We start from the raw sequence: 15,564 nt of genomic DNA, 5'->3' as shown, positions 1-15,564 counted from the left end.
GATGCTTGAAATCGAAATCGACGGAAAAAAACTGACGGTCCCGCAGGGCAGCACCGTCATGGAAGCGGCCCACTCGGTGGGCACGTACATTCCGCACTTCTGCTACCACAAGAAGCTGTCCATCGCGGCCAACTGCCGCATGTGCCTGGTGGAAGTGGAAAAGGCGCCCAAGCCGCTGCCGGCTTGCGCCACCCCGGTGACCGACGGCATGAAGGTCCATACCCACTCCGACATGGCCAAGAAGGCCCAGGCCGGCGTGATGGAGTTCCTGCTGATCAACCATCCGCTGGATTGCCCGATCTGCGATCAGGGCGGCGAATGCCAGCTGCAGGACTTGGCCGTGGGCTACGGCAATTCCTCCTCGCGCTATCAGGAGGAAAAGCGCGTGGTGGTGGGCAAGGACATGGGTCCGCTGGTTTCCGCGGAAGAAATGTCGCGCTGCATTCACTGTACCCGTTGCGTGCGCTTCACCGAGGAAGTCGGCGGCTTCCAGGAAATCGGCATGGCCCATCGCGGCGAGTTCTCCGAGATTCTGCCCTTCCTCGGCAAGACCGTGGACTCGGAAATCTCCGGCAACGTCATCGACCTGTGCCCGGTGGGCGCGCTGACCTCCAAGCCGTTCCGCTACAGCACCCGCGCCTGGGAGTTGTCGCGCCGCAAATCGGTCAGCCCGCACGACGGCCTGGGCTCCAACCTGATCGTTCAGGTCAAGAGCAATGAAGTGATGCGCGTGCTGCCGCTGGAAAACGAAGCCATCAACGAGTGCTGGATCGCCGACCGCGATCGCTTCTCCTACGAAGGCCTGAACTCGGCCGAGCGTCTGAAGCAGCCGATGATCAAGTTCGACGGCAAGTGGCACGAGACCGACTGGGAAACCGCGTTGAACTACGTGGTGAAGGGCCTGAACGGCGTGTCCGCCGATCACGGCAAGGACGCCATCGGCTTCCTGACCAGCCCGCACTCCACCACCGAAGAACTGCATCTGGCCCAGAAGCTGGCGCGCGCCTTCGGCGTGGAAAGCATTGATTACCGCCTGCGCCGCAGCGACTTCGCCGCCGACGCGGCCAAGCAGGGCGCGGAATGGCTGGGCTCCAGCATTTCCGATCTGGCCGCGGCCAAATCGGTGCTGGTGGTGGGCTCCACGCTGCGCAAGGAACAGCCGCTGCTGACCTCGCGCCTGCGCACCGCGGCCAAGAAGGGCAGCGAGCTTAACATTATCCACGTCGCCGACGACGACCTGCTGATCAAGGTCAACGCCAAGCTGATCGTGTCGCCGCTGGCGCTGGTCAACGGCTTCGCCCAGGTGCTGAAGGCCGTGGCCGAGATCAAGGGCGGCGAAACCGCCGTCGATCTGTCCGCGGTGCAAGTGTCCGCCGAGGCGCGCCGCATCGCCGAAAGCCTGAGCGGCGCGGAAACCGCCGCCGTGGTGCTGGGCAACGTGGCGCAACACCATCCGGCGTTCAGCCAGCTGCTGGCCGTGGCGCAGGAAATCGCGCGCCTGAGCGGCGCGAGCTTCGGCGTGTTGTCCGAAGCCGCCAACAGCGCGGGCGCGGAACTGGTGGGCGCGCTGCCGCAAGGCGCGGGCGCCAACGCCGCCGCGATGATCGCGCAGCCCAAGAAGGCTTACGTGCTGCTGAACACCGAAGTGGAGTTCGACAGCTACAACCCGCAAGCCGCGGTCGCCGCGATGAAGCAGGCGGCCACCGTGATCGCGCTGAGCGCGTTCAAGGGCCAGGGTCTGCTGGATTACGCCGACGTGCTGCTGCCGATCGCGCCGTTCTCCGAGACCGCCGGCTCCTTCGTCAATATGGAAGGCAAGCTGCAGCCGTTCAACGGCGTGGTGCGTCCGCTGGGCGAAGCCCGTCCGGCCTGGAAAGTGCTGCGCGTGTTGGGCAATATGCTGAATCTGTCCGGCTTCGACTTCAACAGCGCCGAGGAAGTGCGCGCCGAACTGCTGGCCAAGGGCGACATCGCCGCGCGTCTGAACAACGCGCTGAGCCAGCTGAACGTCGCCGCCGCCGCGGCCGCAGGGCTGAGCCGCATCGGCGAAGTGCCGCTGTACCAGGCCGACGCCGTCTGCCGCCGCGCCGAGTCGCTGCAGCAGACCCGCGACGCGGCCGAGCCGGTGGCCTCCGCCCACGGCGCCCTGTTGCAGAAGCTGGGCATCGCCGCCGACAGCACCGCATTGCTGAGCCAGGGTTCCGGCCAGGCGCGCGTGCGCATCGTCGCCGACGACAGCCTGCCGCAGGACGCGGTCCGCATCGCCACCGCCCACGCGGCCACGCTGGCGCTGGGCGGCATGTTCGACGCTATCGAGATCACCCAGGGGTAAAGCATGGAGTTCTTGCAAGGTATTCTTGGCACTGACGCGGGGCTCGTGGTCTGGACCCTGTTGAAGATCATCGCCATCGTATTGCCGATGCTGCTGTGCGTCGCCTACCTGACCTATGCCGAGCGCAAGGTCATCGGCTTCATGCAGATCCGCATCGGCCCCAACCGGGTGGGCCCGCTGGGCCTGCTGCAGCCGATCGCCGACGCGGTCAAGCTGCTGATGAAGGAAATCATCCTGCCCACCAACTCCAGCAAGGGCCTGTTCCTGCTGGCGCCGGTGCTGTCCATCGCTCCGGCGCTGGCGGCCTGGGCGGTGATTCCGTTCACCGACAAGCTGGTGCTGGCCAACGTCAACGCCTCGCTGCTCTACATCCTGGCCTTGACCTCGATGGGCGTTTACGGCGTGATCATCGCCGGCTGGGCGGGCAACTCGAAGTACTCCTTCCTCGGCGCCATGCGTTCCGCCGCCCAGATCGTGTCCTACGAACTGGCGATGGGCTTCGCGCTGATCGGCGTGCTGATGGTGTCCAGCAGCCTGAACCTGGTGGAGATCGTCCAGCAGCAAGGGCAGGGCATGGCCGGCGGTTCCGTGCTGTCGTGGAACTGGCTGCCGCTGTTCCCGCTGTTCGTGGTCTACCTGATTTCCGGCGTGGCCGAAACCAACCGCGCGCCGTTCGACGTGGCCGAGGGCGAATCCGAGATCGTCGCCGGCTTCCACGTCGAGTACTCGGGCATGGCCTTCGCCATCTTCTTCCTGGCCGAATACGCCAACATGATCCTGGTCGCCGCGCTGACCGCGCTGCTGTTCCTCGGCGGCTGGCTGTCGCCGTTCCCGGCGTCCTGGGGCATTCTGGGCGCGGGCGGCTTCTTCTGGCTGGCGCTCAAGGTGGCGATGGTGCTGTTCTGCTTCCTGTGGTTCCGCGCCACCTTCCCGCGTTATCGCTACGACCAGATCATGCGTCTGGGCTGGAAGGTGTTCATCCCGGTGACCCTGGTGTGGATCCTGGTGGTGGGCGTCTGGATGATGACCCCGCTGTCCTTGTGGCACTGAGACGGGGATAGGTGAAAAGATGAATTCGATCCGAAACTTTTTCAAGACCTTCCTGCTGGTGGAGCTGGTCAAGGGCCTGATGGTCACTGGCCGCTACTTCTTCGCCCGCAAGATCACGGTCCAGTTCCCCGAAGAGAAGACGCCGATCTCGCCGCGCTTCCGCGGCCTGCACGCTCAGCGCCGCTACGCCAACGGCGAAGAGCGCTGCATCGCCTGCAAACTGTGCGAGGCGGTGTGTCCGGCGATGGCGATCAGCATCGAGTCCGAACAGCGCGACGACGGCACCCGTCGCACCACGCGCTACGACATCGATCTGACCAAGTGCATCTTCTGCGGCTTCTGCGAGGAAGCCTGTCCGGTGGACGCCATCGTGGAAACCCACATCTTCGAATACCACGGCGAAAAACGTGGCGATCTGTACTACACCAAGCCGATGTTGTTGGCGATCGGCGACAAGTACGAAGCCGAGATCGCCGCCAACAAGGCGGCCGACGCCAAGTATCGCTAAGGGGGGGTCATGAACTTCACAATGTTTGTCTTCTATGTTCTGTCCGCCATCCTGGTGTTCGCGGGCATCCGCGTGGTGACGGCCAAGAACCCGATTCACGCGGCCTTGTTCCTGGTGCTGGCCTTCTTCAACAGCGCCGGCCTGTGGCTGCTGATGGAAGCCGAGTTCCTGGCCATCACCCTGGTGGTGGTGTATGTGGGCGCGGTGATGGTGTTGTTCCTGTTCGTGGTGATGATGCTGGACATCAACATCGAGAAACTGCGCGAGGGCTTCTGGAAGAATCTTCCGGTCGCCGCCGCCGTCGGCATCATCATGGTGTTTGAAATGGCGATGATTCTGGCCAGCCCGAGCGCCAGGCTGGATGCCTACCAGGCCGCCGCGCCGCTGGCCGCCGACTTCAGCAACGTCAAAGTGCTGGGCCGCCAGTTGTACACCACTTATCTGCTGCCCTTCGAAGTGGCGGCGGTGGTGCTGCTGCTGGCCATGGTGGCCGCCATCGGCCTGACCATGCGCAGCCGCAAGGACACCAAGGCGATCGATCCGGCGCTGCAAGTCAAGGTCAAGCGCAATGATCGCGTGCGACTGGTGAAGATGCAGGCCGAACAGCCTGCCGAAGAATCCACGGTGGAGGAGGCCTCCGAGGCCGAATCCGGTAAGCAACAGGCCTGACGGCCAAACAACATAAGGGAGGAAATGTGCTGACACTGACTCACTTCCTGGTGCTGGCCGCAATCCTGTTTGCCATCGGCGTGCTGGGCGTTTTCCTGAACCGGAAAAATCTGATCGTGCTGCTGATGGCCATCGAGCTGATGCTGCTCGCGGTGAACTTCAATTTCATCGCGTTCTCGCATTACCTGTCGGATACGGCGGGCCAGATCTTCGTATTCTTCATCCTGACGGTGGCCGCGGCCGAAGCCGCGATCGGCCTCGCCATCCTGGTGGTGCTGTTCCGCAATCTGCGCACCATCAACGTTGAAGACTTGGGCAGCCTCAAAGGCTAAGGCAAACCGGAACCTACACAAAGCACACAAGCATGGATATGAAGAGCTTATACCTGCTGATTGCACTCGCCCCGCTGGCGGGTTCCATCATTGCAGGCCTATTTGGATGGGCCATCGGCCGGCGCGCTTCGCACGTCGTGACGATAGCCGGCGTGGCGCTGTCCGCCGCGCTGTCGCTCAAGGTGCTTCACGCCTTCCTGACCGGGCAGGCTGAAGTGTTCAACGGTCCGGTTTACACCTGGCTGACAGTGGGAGGCTACGAGTTCTCGGTGGGCTTCCTGGTGGATTCGCTGACCGCGATGATGCTGGTGGTGGTCACCAGCGTGTCGCTGATGGTGCACATTTACACCATAGGCTACATGCAGGAAGACCCGGGCTATCAGCGTTTCTTCAGCTATATCTCGCTGTTTACCTTCTCGATGCTGATGCTGGTGATGAGCAACAACTTCATCCAGCTGTTCTTCGGTTGGGAAGCGGTGGGCCTGGTGTCCTATCTGCTGATCGGCTTCTGGTTCAAGCGTCCGACCGCGATCTACGCCAACCTGAAGGCCTTCCTGGTCAACCGCGTCGGCGACTTCGGCTTCCTGCTGGGCATCGGCCTGGTGCTGGCCTACTTCGGCGGCTCGCTGAACTACAGCGACGTGTTCGCCGCCGCTCCGGCGCTGGCCAACAAGACCATCAGCCTGATTCCGGGTACCGAGTGGTCGCTGCTGAGCGTGACCTGCATCCTGCTGTTCATCGGCGCGATGGGCAAATCGGCGCAGTTCCCGCTGCACGTGTGGCTGCCGGATTCGATGGAAGGCCCGACCCCGATCTCGGCGCTGATCCACGCGGCCACCATGGTGACCGCCGGCATCTTCATGGTGTCGCGGATGAGCCCGCTGTTCGAGCTGTCCGACACCGCGCTGAACGTGATCATGGTCGCCGGTTCCATCACCGCGCTGTTCATGGGCTTCCTCGGCATCGTCCAGAACGACATCAAGCGCGTGGTGGCCTACTCCACGCTGTCGCAGCTGGGCTATATGACCGTGGCGCTGGGCGCCTCGGCCTACTCTGTGGCGATGTTCCACGTGATGACCCACGCCTTCTTCAAGGCGCTGCTGTTCCTGGCGGCGGGTTCGGTGATCATCGGCATGCACCATGATCAGGACATGCGCAATATGGGCGGCCTGCGCAAGTACATGCCCATCACCTGGCTGACTTCGCTCTTGGGTTCGCTGGCCTTGATCGGCACGCCGTTCTTCTCCGGCTTCTACTCCAAGGATTCCATCATCGAGGCGGTGCACGCGTCCAATCTGTCCGCGTCCGGTTTCGCCTACTTCGCGGTGATCGCCGGCGTGTTCGTCACCGCCTTCTACTCCTTCCGCATGTACTTCCTGGTCTTCCACGGCAAGGAGCGCTGGATGGAGAACCATGGCTCGCATCACGAACACCACGGCGACAGCGATGAAGAAGAGGTGTCCCACGACCATCACCACGGCCTGGGCCCGAACGACAAGCCGCACGAGTCCCCGTGGGTGGTGACCCTGCCGCTGGTGCTGCTGGCGATTCCGTCGGTGCTGGTCGGTTACTTCGCGATCGAGCCGCTGCTGTACGGCGACTTCTTCAAAGGCGTGATCACCGTCAACAATGAACTGCACCCGGCGATGGAAGAGATCGCCCGCGAGTTCCACGGCGCGGCCGCCATGGGCGTGCATTCGCTGAGCACCCTGCCGCTGTGGCTGGCGGTGGCCGGCGTGGCGACCGCCTGGTTCTTCTACATGAAGGCGCCGCAGATTCCGGCCGCCATCAAGCAGAAGTTCGGCCTGGTGAACAAGATCCTGGAGAACAAGTACTACCTGGACGAGATCTACTTCGCCGTGTTCGCCAAGGGCTCGCGCGCTCTGGGCACCTTGTTCTGGAAGGTGGGCGACATGCTGTTGATCGACGGCTTGCTGGTGAACGGCACCGCCAAACTGGTGGCGACCTTCTCCGGCTTCATCCGCCGCGCGCAGACCGGCTTCATCTACAGCTACGCCACCGCGATGATCATCGGGGTGCTGGCCTTGATGACGATGTGGTTCTTTCCGCTGATCTGGCGTTGAGCCCGGGCTCCGGGATTGGAATAACAACTTGGGTTTGACTATGTTCACAAATCTATTGTCTCTGGTGATCTGGACCCCTATCGCGGCCGGGTTGCTGGTGCTGGCTACGGGGGGCGACCAGCGGGCCACGCTGGCGCGCTGGCTGGCCGCGGCGGGCGCGTTGGCGGGCTTCCTGCTGTCGCTGCCGCTGTTCACCGAGTTCAACAACCTCAGCGGCGGCATGCAGTTCGTCGAGATGAAGCCGTGGATCGAATCCCTCGGCATCAACTACCACCTGGGCGTGGACGGCATCTCGATGCTGTTCGTGGTGCTCAACAGCTTCACCACCCTGCTGGTGGTGGTGGCGGGCTGGGAAGTGATCCAGAAGCGCGTGTCGCAGTACATGGCCGCCTTCCTGATCATGTCCGGCCTGATCAACGGCGCCTTCGCCGCGCTGGACGCCATCCTGTTCTACGTCTTCTTCGAAGGCATGCTGATTCCGATGTATCTGATCATCGGCGTCTGGGGCGGCCCGCGTCGCGTGTACGCGTCGATCAAGTTCTTCCTCTACACCCTGCTCGGCTCGCTGCTGATGCTGGTGGCCTTGATCTACCTGTACTTCCAGGCCGGCAAGTCCTTCGACATCCAGGCTTTCCACGACATCGCCAAGATCCCGCTGACGGTGCAGATCTTGCTGTTCGTCGCCTTCTTCCTGTCCTTCGCGGTGAAGGTGCCGATGTGGCCGGTGCACACCTGGCTGCCGGACGCCCACGTGGAAGCGCCGACCGGCGGCTCCATGGTGCTGGCCGCGATCACGCTGAAGATCGGCGCCTACGGCTTCCTGCGGTTCGTGCTGCCCATCTTGCCGGACGCCGCGCGCGAGCTGTCCGGCGTGATGGTGGCGCTGTCGCTGGTGGCGGTGGTCTACATCGGCCTGGTGGCGCTGGTGCAGTCCGACATGAAGAAGCTGGTGGCTTACTCCTCCATCTCGCACATGGGCTTCGTCACCCTGGGCCTGTTCCTGTTCACCGGTTCCGAACTGAACCAGTGGGCGGTTGAGGGCGCGCTGGTGCAGATGGTGTCCCACGGCTTCGTGTCCGCCGCGATGTTCTTCTGCATCGGCGTGATGTACGACCGCGTGCACAGCCGCAACATCGCCGACTACGGCGGCGTGGCCAACAAGATGCCTATCTTCGCCGCCTTCATGATGCTGTTCGCGATGGCCAACTCCGGTCTACCGGCCACTTCCGGCTTCGTCGGCGAGTTCATGGTGATCATGGGCGCGGTGCAGGTGAACTTCTGGTACGCGGCGCTGGCCGCCACCACGCTGATCTTCGGCGCGGCCTATACCTTGTGGATGTACAAGCGCGTGATCTTCGGCGATGTGGGCAACAGCCATGTGGCCGAGCTGTCCGACGTCAACAAGCGCGAATTCCTGGTGCTGGCCATCCTGGCCATCGCGGTGCTGGGCATGGGCCTGTATCCGCAAGCCTTCGTCGAGAAAATGCACCTGTCGGTCAATGACCTGATCCTGCATGTCTCGCAGAGCAAGCTGTAAGCGCGGAAGGAATGGAAACAATGAATTGGGCTGATCTCAACCTGATACCGGCAATTCCGGAGATGTTCCTCGCCGGCGCGATCCTGTTCGTGCTGATGGCGGACCTGTTCGTTTCGGATGAAAAGCGCGGCATCACCCTGGGCCTGACCCTGCTGAGCCTGTTGGGCGCGGCGGTGGCGCAGGTGATGACTTTCACCGCGCAGCCGGTGGTCACCTTCTCCGGCATGTTCGTCGCCGATCCGATGGGCGGCGTGGTCAAGCTGGCCATGTACGCGGTCACCGCCATCGTGCTGATCTACAGCCGGCAGTACACCGCCGACCGTCAGCTGTTCAAGGGCGAGTATTTCTCGCTGGCGCTGTTCGCGCTCTTGGGCATGAACCTGATGGTGTCCGCCTCGCACTTCCTGACCCTGTATATGGGCCTGGAACTGCTGTCGCTGGCGCTGTACTCGCTGATCGCGCTGCAGCGCGACTCGGTGCAGGCCACCGAGGCGGCGATGAAGTACTTCGTGCTGGGCGCGCTGGCTTCCGGCCTGCTGCTCTACGGCATTTCCATGGTTTACGGCGCCACCGGCTCGCTGGAACTGGCCACGGTGGCCAAGTCCATCGCCGCGCACAAGGCCAACGACGTGCTGCTGGTCTTCGGCCTGGTCTTCATCGTGGCCGGCCTGTCCTTCAAGCTGGGCGCGGTGCCGTTCCACATGTGGGTGCCGGACGTTTACCATGGCGCGCCGACTTCGGTGACGCTGATGGTGGGCGCGGCGCCCAAGCTGGCCGCCTTCGTGTTCACGCTGCGCATCCTGGCCCAGGGCCTGGACGCGCTGGTGGCGGACTGGCAGCAGATGCTGGTGATCGTGGCCGCGCTGTCGATGGCCATCGGCAACATCACCGCCATCGTGCAGACCAATATCAAGCGGATGCTGGCCTACTCGACGATCTCGCACATGGGCTTCCTGCTCTTGGGCGTACTGGCCGGCACCAAGGTCGGCTACTCGGCCGCGCTGTTCTACGCGCTGAGCTATGTGCTGATGTCCCTGGTCAGCTTCGGCATGCTGCTGGCGCTGTCGCGCGCCGGTTTCGAGTGCGAGAAGGTTGATGATCTGAAGGGCCTGAACAGCCGCAACAGCTGGTACGCGCTGCTGATGCTGCTGACCATGTTCTCCATGGCCGGCATCCCGCCGCTGGTGGGCTTCTACGCCAAGTTCGCGGTGATCAAGGCCATCGTCGACATCGGCATGATCAAGCTGGCCATCTTCGCGGTGCTGATGTCGGTGATCGGCGCGTTCTACTACCTGCGCGTAGTGAAGGCGATGTATTTCGACGACGCCGAAGACCGCAGCGACATCGTGGTGCGCGGCGACATGAAGCTGGTGCTGTCGCTGAACGCGCTGGCACTGCTCTTCATCGGCCTGCTGCCGGAACGCGCGATGGAGCTGTGCCTGCAAGTCGTGCGTCAATCGCTCACCGTGATTTAAGGCCAGTCCGCCATGCAATCCAGCGTCATCGCTTTGCTGATCGTTGCCCTGGCGGCGGCGAACCTGCCGTTCCTGACCCAGAAAGTGGGCGGGGTGTGGAAAGTGGCCAACAAGCATTTTGGCTGGCGCTTTCTGGAACTGATGGCGCTGTACTTGCTGGTGGGCGGCTTCGCCTATCTGCTGGAAAGCCGGCTGATGCCGGTGCAGCCGCAGAACTGGCAGTTCTACGTGACCACTGTGTCGCTGTTCCTGGTGTTCGCGTTTCCGGGCTACGTCTATCGCTACTTCTGGCGGCGACGGGCCTAGCGCGAGCCGGGCGGACGCAATACGCGGCGCGGACGGGGTTTCCCCGTCCGCGCTGTTTTTTTGGGGAGAGCGGCGGCGCGCGCCAAGCCGCGAAATGCAGAGAAGGGGGAATGGAATGTTGAAAGTGATCGCTCAGGACTTCATTCAGCCGGACCGGGTGGCCGAGGTGATGCCGCTGTATCGCGAATTGGTGGCGAAGACGCGGCAAGAGCCGGACTGCATCAGCTACGAGCTGTTCATCGACCAGAAAGACCCCGGCCATTTCGTCTTCATCGAAACCTGGCCGGACCGGGCGGCCCTGGACCGTCATTGCGCCACCGAGCATTTCCAGCGGCTGGTGCCGCAGATAGACAGCCGTCAGCGGCAGGCGGGCACTTTCTTGCTGATGGACGCGTTCGCCGAGGTCTGACGGAGAAGGGCGCCGCTGTGCGGCGCCCCTGATAGCGTGAGGCTTGTGGACTTAGTAGAAGCGCGCCTCGCCTTGCGGCCGGCTCTTGAAGCGCTTGTGCAGCCAGAAGTACTGGTCCGGGATTTCGCGGACACGCTGCTCCAGGAAGGCGTTCATGCGGCGGGTGTCGGCTTCCACGTCCTCGCTGGGGTAGTCGTCCCAAGGCGGGTAAAACTCCAGCTCGAAGCGGTCGCCGACGCGGCGGGCGATGGCGGGCACCACCTTGGCGCGCGCCAGCTTGCTGATGCGAGACAGGCCGGTGATGGTGGCGGTCTTGACGCCGAAGAAGTCGACGAACACCGAGTCGCGGACGCCGAAGTCCTGATCCGGCAGGTAGAGGAAGGGCGCGTGGTCCTTGCGCATCGCCTTGATGATGGGGCGCAGGCCTTCCTGGCGCGACACGATGTAGGCGTTGTCGTAGCGCTGGCGTCCCTGATAAATCTGGCGGTCCAGCGCTTCGTTCTTCTGATGGGAGTAGACGCTGACCAGCGGGATATGCTGATTCAGCGAATACACGCACATTTCGAAGCCGACGAAGTGGGGGTAGAACAGGATCACGTCTTCGCCGCGTTCGCGCAGCGCGGTGACGTAGTGCAGGTTCTTGATCTCCACCAGCTTGTCGATGCGGGCGGCCGAACTCCACCAGACCACGCCGTACTCCAGCACCATGCGTATCATGTGCTGGAAATTGCGGCGGATCAGCCGGCGGCGCTCCGCCACCGGCATCTCGGGAAAGCACAGCCGCAGATTGATCATGCCGACGCGGCGGCGGCCGTGGGCCAGACAGTAGGCGATATTGCCCAGGCCGCGGGCCAGCAGGCCGATCGCCCACATCGGCAGCAGGCGGATGAGCCAGAGCAGGGCAAAAGCGAATTTCATAAATTTCCTCGTGGGAATGCTCGAAAACCTCGCTGTGCTGGCGAGGGTTTTCCGAGGTCCCCTGTTATTGCGCGTCCGGCCGGCTGACGCCGGGCGGACATTTATAGCGGTTATAGCTCCACAGGTATTGGCTGGGGAAGCGGCGGATCAGCGCTTCCACCTGGGCGTTTAGCTGGGCGGCGTCCTGCTCCTTGTCGCCGCTGAAGGCTTGCGCCGGCGGTTCGATGTGCACGCGGAAGCCCTGGCCGCCCGGCAGACGCTCGCCGACGAAGAACAGCGTCTCCACGCCGCTGATCTGCGCCAGCCGCGGCACCAGGGTCATGGTGTAGGCCGGGCGCTCGAAGAACGGCGCCCACACGCCTTCGCCGTTGCCGGGCACCTGGTCCGGCAGGATGATGGTGGCCTCGCCGGATTTCAGCGCCTTCATCAGCACGCGCACGCCGGCGCCGGTGGCCGGCGCGGTCTTACCCTTGCCGCGCGCGCGGCCGGCCTGCATCACCGGTTCCAGCCAGGCCAGCTTGGGCGGACGGTACATCGCGGTCAGCGGAAACGGCAGCCGCGAGCTGATGTAGCGGCCGGCGATGTCGTAGCTGCCCAGATGAGGGGTGACGAAGACGATGCCGTGGCCCTTGGCCAGCGCCGCCTCGACGTGTTCCCAGCCGGAGCAGGATTTGACCATGGCGGCGATGTCGTCCGGCTCCCGGCACCAGGCGATGGCCAGTTCCAGCGCGCCCTTGCCGGTTTCCGCGGCGCTTTGTTTGACTAAACGCGGTAAAAGCTGATAATTTCGGCAGATTTTACTAGAACTTAGGTTCTCCCGGAGCCGTGCTCTGTAGCGGGGGGACGCATGATAAGTCAGTCGTCCAAGAACGGCACCTAGGCCTTGTAGCCAGGATAAAGGCAGGTGCGCCAGGAAAGACAGCAATAAATGGACTAGCTTAGACATATGAAGCTCAGTCTTGGTCTTAAAGCGACCTATTTTATCATCACAAGGTTTTGCATTTTTCGGGAACGAATAATAAATGAGCGAATATCTGTTTACATCTGAGTCGGTGTCGGAAGGACACCCGGACAAAGTCGCCGATCAGATCTCCGACGCCATCCTCGACGCCATCCTGCGCGAGGACAAGCACGCGCGCGTCGCCGCCGAGACCCTGGTGAACACCGGCCTGGTGGTGTTGGCCGGCGAAATCACCACCAGCGCCAATATCGATTACATCAAGATCGCCCGCGAAACCATCAAGCGCATCGGTTACGACGACTCCGCGCTGGGCTTCGATTTCCGCGGTTGCGCGGTCATGGCTTGCTACGACAAGCAGTCGCAGGACATCGCCCAGGGCGTCAACGAAGGCGAAGGTCTGGACCTGAACCAGGGCGCCGGCGACCAGGGCCTGATGTTCGGCTATGCCTGCGATGAAACCCCGACGCTGATGCCGTTCCCGATCTACTACGCGCACCGTCTGGTGCAGCGTCAGGCCGAACTGCGCAAGGACGGCCGTCTGCCGTGGCTGCGTCCGGACGCCAAGAGCCAGATCACTTGCGTCTACGACGGCGCCACCGGCCTGCCCAAGCGCATCGACACCGTGGTGCTGTCCACCCAGCACACCCCGGACATCGATCACAAGACGCTGACCGAGGCGGTGATCGAGGACATCATCAAGCCGGTGCTGCCGCCGGAGATGATCACGCCGGAAACCAAGTTCCTGATCAACCCGACCGGCCGTTTCGTCATTGGCGGCCCGATGGGCGATTGCGGCCTGACCGGCCGCAAGATCATCGTCGACACCTACGGCGGCGCGGCGCCGCACGGCGGCGGCGCTTTCTCCGGCAAGGACCCGTCCAAGGTGGACCGTTCCGCCGCCTACGCCGGCCGCTACGTGGCGAAGAACATCGTCGCCGCCGGCCTGGCGCGCCAGTGCCAGATCCAGGTTTCCTACGCCATCGGCGTGGCCGAGCCGACCTCGATCGCGGTGGACACCTTCGGCACCAACTCGATTCCGAACGAGAAGATTGTCGAACTGGTGAAGAAGCATTTCGACCTGCGTCCGAAAGGCATCATCCAGATGCTGGACCTGCTGCGTCCGATCTACAGCAAGACCGCCGCTTACGGCCATTTCGGCCGGGAAGAGCCGGAATTCAGCTGGGAGCGCACCGACAAGGTGGAAGCGCTGCGCGCCGACGCCGGTCTGTAAATCGCGTTAGGCTTCGCGCCGAGAAACGCCTGTCCGCGGACAGGCGTTTTTTTTGTCCTGATTAAAGAGCCGCGCTCAGCCGGCAGGCGTTTTTGCCGCCGGCCTTGACCGCGTACAGGGCCCGGTCCGCGGCCTGGTACAGCGCGGCCGGGTTGTCCGCGTGCAGCGGGAAGGCGGCCAGGCCGCAGGAAAAGGTGGCGCAGAAACTGTCGTCGCCGGCGCCGTGCGGCAGCCGCTGGAAGGCTGAGCGCCAGCCCTCGGCGCGGCGCAGGGCCTGCTCGCCGTCCGCGCCGGGCATCAGCACCAGGAATTCCTCGCCGCCCAGCCGGCAGAGGATGTCGCCGCCGCGGCCGTCTTCGGCCAGCAACGCGGACAGGCGGCGCAAGACCTCGTCGCCGAAGTAATGGCCGAAGCTGTCATTGATGCGTTTGAAGTCGTCCAGATCGATCAGCGCGATGCTGAGCGGCGCGCCGTCGCGGCGGGCGCGGCTCAGTTCGCGGGCGAAGGCGTCGTCCAGATAACGGCGGTTGTACAGGCCGGTCAGCGGGTCGCGCAAGGCCTGCTCGCGCAGCGCCGCCTGCAGCGCTTCGATTTCGGCGATGCGCAAGGCCAGGGTCTGGTTGGCGCCGCGCAGCGCTTCTTCGGCCCGGCGCCGCTCGGTGATGTCGCGCGCCACCAGCATGCGGCTGGAGTGGGGTTGAGGATGTTGGGCGATAGGATACACGCGCAGGTCCAGGATGCGCGCGCCGTCTTGCAAGGACAGCTCCAAGGATTGCTCCCGGCCGCTCAGGATAGGTTCCCGCGGCCAGTCCGCCGGCAAGGGCTGACCCAGCAGCTGGCGGCCGGGCCGGCCCAGCAGCCGCGCGGCGGCCGGGTTGAGGTCCAGGATGCGCAGCTCGTCGTCTATCACCAGCACCCCGTCGCCCATGGCCTCGAAGGAGCGCGCGCGCGCCACCGGCACCAGATAGAGCAGGCGCAGATAGAGCAGGTCCAGCGCGAACACCAGGCCGGTGACGGCGAAGGCCAGCGGCGTCGGGTCCAGGCCCTGCAAGGGCATGGCGCCGCTCAGGTAGAGGACGTTGCCCAGCCAGGGCGCGCAGGCGCTGGCCATCAGCACGATGGACTGGCCGCGGAAGTGGGCCGGGTAGTAATGCAGTGCGCGGATCAGCATCAGCGAGCCGATCAGCATCATCAGATAGGAGTAGCCGGCGACGCCGATCCAGAACGCCGGGCCGTGACCGTAGATCAGCAGATTGTAGCCGGAGGGGCTGGGCCGGTAGCCGGTCCACACCAGGTGGTGGCTCTCGTTGCTGAGCGCCAGGACGAAGCAGAGCAGCGGCAGCGCGAACAGCGCGGCTAGCCAGCGCCGGCTCAGCTGGATGCGGTTGTAGTCCAGCGCCAGCAGCAGGAACAGCACCGGGGTGCTCAAGGTGCCCAGGTATTCCAGCTTGGACCAGGCGATCTTGGCCGACAGGCTGGCGGCGGCCAGCTCGCACATCGCGCCGGCGGACCAGAACGCCACCGAGCTCATCAGCAGCGCCAGCCAGCGCACGCCGGGAAACTGGCGGCGATACCAGGCGATGGCGGCGATGGCGGTGGAAATCAGCGCGGCGATCCCGGACAGGGCGGCCAGCGGGGTGAAGTCGAAAGTCATGGGGCGGCGATGAATCGGCAAGCCGGTAGTGTATCTTCTTGGCATGCGGACTCCTACCTTTTCCGAGCGGCATAGGTATAATCGAAACGTCGCCGTCC

At 63.8% G+C, this 15,564-nt stretch carries 14 protein-coding genes; 11 read left to right on the top strand and 3 right to left on the bottom strand.

The window, feature by feature from the left end; all coding sequences use genetic code 11:
* Position 1: 1 nt before the first annotated feature.
* The 10 genes from nuoG to JW897_RS19490 all read left to right on the top strand — a co-directional run bounded on the left by nuoG (position 2) and on the right by JW897_RS19490 (position 10,702).
* On the top strand, positions 2–2,332 hold the full coding sequence (gene nuoG, locus JW897_RS19535) for an NADH-quinone oxidoreductase subunit NuoG (protein ID WP_205467331.1): 2,331 nt from the start codon (positions 2–4) through the stop codon (positions 2,330–2,332).
* Positions 2,333–2,335: 3 nt separating this feature from the next.
* Positions 2,336–3,382 (top strand): NADH-quinone oxidoreductase subunit NuoH, encoded by a 1,047-nt coding sequence (nuoH, locus tag JW897_RS19530; protein WP_048413406.1) that lies wholly within the window; start codon positions 2,336–2,338, stop codon positions 3,380–3,382.
* Between the two features lie 28 nt (positions 3,383–3,410).
* On the top strand, positions 3,411–3,890 hold the full coding sequence (nuoI, locus tag JW897_RS19525; protein ID WP_196783887.1) for an NADH-quinone oxidoreductase subunit NuoI: 480 nt from the start codon (positions 3,411–3,413) through the stop codon (positions 3,888–3,890).
* Between the two features lie 9 nt (positions 3,891–3,899).
* On the top strand, positions 3,900–4,559 hold the full coding sequence (locus tag JW897_RS19520) for an NADH-quinone oxidoreductase subunit J (protein ID WP_039755352.1): 660 nt from the start codon (positions 3,900–3,902) through the stop codon (positions 4,557–4,559).
* A 26-nt stretch (positions 4,560–4,585) separates the two neighbouring features.
* Positions 4,586–4,891, top strand: coding sequence for an NADH-quinone oxidoreductase subunit NuoK (nuoK, locus tag JW897_RS19515; protein WP_019102195.1), 306 nt, complete (start codon positions 4,586–4,588; stop codon positions 4,889–4,891).
* Between the two features lie 32 nt (positions 4,892–4,923).
* Positions 4,924–6,975: an NADH-quinone oxidoreductase subunit L gene (gene nuoL, locus JW897_RS19510; RefSeq protein ID WP_048413407.1), complete on the top strand. Its 2,052-nt coding sequence runs from the start codon at positions 4,924–4,926 to the stop codon at positions 6,973–6,975.
* 40 nt (positions 6,976–7,015) lie between these two features.
* The gene (locus JW897_RS19505) at positions 7,016–8,512 is read left to right on the top strand and encodes an NADH-quinone oxidoreductase subunit M (RefSeq protein ID WP_048413408.1); all 1,497 of its coding nucleotides are present in this window, start codon (positions 7,016–7,018) and stop codon (positions 8,510–8,512) included.
* 20 nt (positions 8,513–8,532) lie between these two features.
* Positions 8,533–9,987 (top strand): NADH-quinone oxidoreductase subunit NuoN, encoded by a 1,455-nt coding sequence (gene nuoN, locus JW897_RS19500; RefSeq protein ID WP_048413409.1) that lies wholly within the window; start codon positions 8,533–8,535, stop codon positions 9,985–9,987.
* A 12-nt stretch (positions 9,988–9,999) separates the two neighbouring features.
* Positions 10,000–10,293: a DUF2818 family protein gene (locus JW897_RS19495; protein WP_048413410.1), complete on the top strand. Its 294-nt coding sequence runs from the start codon at positions 10,000–10,002 to the stop codon at positions 10,291–10,293.
* Between the two features lie 115 nt (positions 10,294–10,408).
* Positions 10,409–10,702: a putative quinol monooxygenase gene (locus JW897_RS19490; RefSeq protein ID WP_205467330.1), complete on the top strand. Its 294-nt coding sequence runs from the start codon at positions 10,409–10,411 to the stop codon at positions 10,700–10,702.
* Positions 10,703–10,753: 51 nt separating this feature from the next.
* On the opposite strand, the gene JW897_RS19485 is transcribed toward JW897_RS19490, so the two are convergent.
* Both JW897_RS19485 and JW897_RS19480 read right to left on the bottom strand, forming a co-directional pair.
* Complete coding sequence (locus tag JW897_RS19485) at positions 10,754–11,620, bottom strand: lipid A biosynthesis lauroyl acyltransferase (protein WP_205467329.1); 867 nt, start codon at positions 11,618–11,620, stop codon at positions 10,754–10,756.
* Positions 11,621–11,684: 64 nt separating this feature from the next.
* On the bottom strand, positions 11,685–12,566 hold the full coding sequence (locus tag JW897_RS19480) for a lysophospholipid acyltransferase family protein (protein WP_048413413.1): 882 nt from the start codon (positions 12,564–12,566) through the stop codon (positions 11,685–11,687).
* A gap of 76 nt (positions 12,567–12,642) precedes the next feature.
* Between JW897_RS19480 and metK the strand changes: the two genes are divergently transcribed.
* Positions 12,643–13,812, top strand: coding sequence for a methionine adenosyltransferase (metK, locus tag JW897_RS19475; RefSeq protein ID WP_048413414.1), 1,170 nt, complete (start codon positions 12,643–12,645; stop codon positions 13,810–13,812).
* Positions 13,813–13,873: 61 nt separating this feature from the next.
* On the opposite strand, the gene JW897_RS19470 is transcribed toward metK, so the two are convergent.
* Complete coding sequence (locus tag JW897_RS19470) at positions 13,874–15,511, bottom strand: histidine kinase N-terminal 7TM domain-containing diguanylate cyclase (RefSeq protein ID WP_082158812.1); 1,638 nt, start codon at positions 15,509–15,511, stop codon at positions 13,874–13,876.
* Positions 15,512–15,564 lie beyond the last annotated feature (53 nt).

The sequence above is a fragment of the Chromobacterium alkanivorans genome (assembly GCF_016937655.1).
Taxonomy (GTDB): Bacteria; Pseudomonadota; Gammaproteobacteria; order Burkholderiales; family Chromobacteriaceae; genus Chromobacterium; species Chromobacterium alkanivorans.
Note: the sequence above shows the minus strand (reverse complement) of the source record. Positions and strands in the feature narration are given on the sequence as shown.

Bases quoted from the DNA above. Each gene is read 5' to 3' on its own strand.
- nuoG (WP_205467331.1), top strand. From the start codon at position 2: ATGCTTGAAATCGAAATCGACGGAAAAAAACTGACGGTCCCGCAGGGC.
- nuoH (WP_048413406.1), top strand. From the start codon at position 2,336: ATGGAGTTCTTGCAAGGTATTCTTGGCACTGACGCGGGGCTCGTGGTC.
- JW897_RS19520 (WP_039755352.1), top strand. From the start codon at position 3,900: ATGAACTTCACAATGTTTGTCTTCTATGTTCTGTCCGCCATCCTGGTG.
- nuoL (WP_048413407.1), top strand. From the start codon at position 4,924: ATGGATATGAAGAGCTTATACCTGCTGATTGCACTCGCCCCGCTGGCG.
- JW897_RS19505 (WP_048413408.1), top strand. From the start codon at position 7,016: ATGTTCACAAATCTATTGTCTCTGGTGATCTGGACCCCTATCGCGGCC.
- nuoN (WP_048413409.1), top strand. From the start codon at position 8,533: ATGAATTGGGCTGATCTCAACCTGATACCGGCAATTCCGGAGATGTTC.
- JW897_RS19495 (WP_048413410.1), top strand. From the start codon at position 10,000: ATGCAATCCAGCGTCATCGCTTTGCTGATCGTTGCCCTGGCGGCGGCG.
- JW897_RS19490 (WP_205467330.1), top strand. From the start codon at position 10,409: ATGTTGAAAGTGATCGCTCAGGACTTCATTCAGCCGGACCGGGTGGCC.
- JW897_RS19485 (WP_205467329.1), bottom strand. From the start codon at position 11,620: ATGAAATTCGCTTTTGCCCTGCTCTGGCTCATCCGCCTGCTGCCGATG.
- JW897_RS19480 (WP_048413413.1), bottom strand. From the start codon at position 12,566: ATGTCTAAGCTAGTCCATTTATTGCTGTCTTTCCTGGCGCACCTGCCT.
- metK (WP_048413414.1), top strand. From the start codon at position 12,643: ATGAGCGAATATCTGTTTACATCTGAGTCGGTGTCGGAAGGACACCCG.
- JW897_RS19470 (WP_082158812.1), bottom strand. From the start codon at position 15,511: ATGCCAAGAAGATACACTACCGGCTTGCCGATTCATCGCCGCCCCATG.